Genomic DNA, 828 nt, shown 5'->3' with positions numbered 1-828 from the left:
GGCACGTGTACACGCTCGAAATTATCTTGATGTGCTCTCTCTTGCAATTGAGAATTATGTGTATACTGTAGAAGCTACCTATAATATAGTCACTCGAGACCATAAAATTAAACAAGAACGCCTTGGAAAAGCGGTAGAGAATCCCAGTCAAAACTTGCAAAATATTTTTGCTTTATCACCGGAAAAACAAAGAGAAATCTTGTCTCAATCTCCTCAATTACACCAAGAGCTCCGTACTTTTATAAACAGTTTAGAACATCGTCTCTCATCAAACGAATGTAGTGCGATCACAAACAAAGATTATGAAACACTTGCACAAAGTATTGGTATATCAGAACAGAAAGCACGAGAAATTACCGACATTGTTCAAAAAGCAAGGAACACTCATAGCCAATTCTACACACGCACACAAAATCGTTCAAATACACTTGCTATGGCCAACTAAAAAATATGAAACTTTGTTTTTTTGATTTAAACACCTATGTGGAAGAGATATTTTAATATTCTTATCATACATGCAAAAAACAGACTACTTAAGCGCCCTACCACCAATTTTGCACATAGCATATACACCATATCCAAAGCAATTGGACAGGATAATTGTTAATTCCTTTTAAACGTCATGATTACTACTGACGAAAGCTACAAAAGCCTATTTTATTTGTCTTAGATGGAGTCGATTTTCGTGGTTATATGAATATTTTAAAAAGAGCACTCATTTTACCCCACGAAGTTATCCGAGAAATGCGTCAAAATGAACAAATTATTCTGATGCAAGGCTCCCCTTCGCGATGTGGTTGCGCCATCTATTTCAGAAGGAAAGAAATG

2 pseudogenes are annotated in these 828 nt (G+C 35.9%); both read left to right on the top strand.

Going from position 1 to position 828, the window contains the following annotated elements:
- Positions 1-445, top strand: a pseudogene (locus ACFILW_RS10270) (adenosine monophosphate-protein transferase); the annotation flags it as partial.
- A 248-nt stretch (positions 446-693) separates the two neighbouring features.
- A pseudogene (locus tag ACFILW_RS10265) lies at positions 694-828 on the top strand (type IV secretory system conjugative DNA transfer family protein); the annotation flags it as partial.

It is taken from the genome of Bartonella sp. TT110JLCBS (assembly GCF_042193405.1).
GTDB lineage: Bacteria > Pseudomonadota > Alphaproteobacteria > Rhizobiales > Rhizobiaceae > Bartonella.
This window is presented reverse-complemented; position numbering and strand designations above follow the sequence as displayed.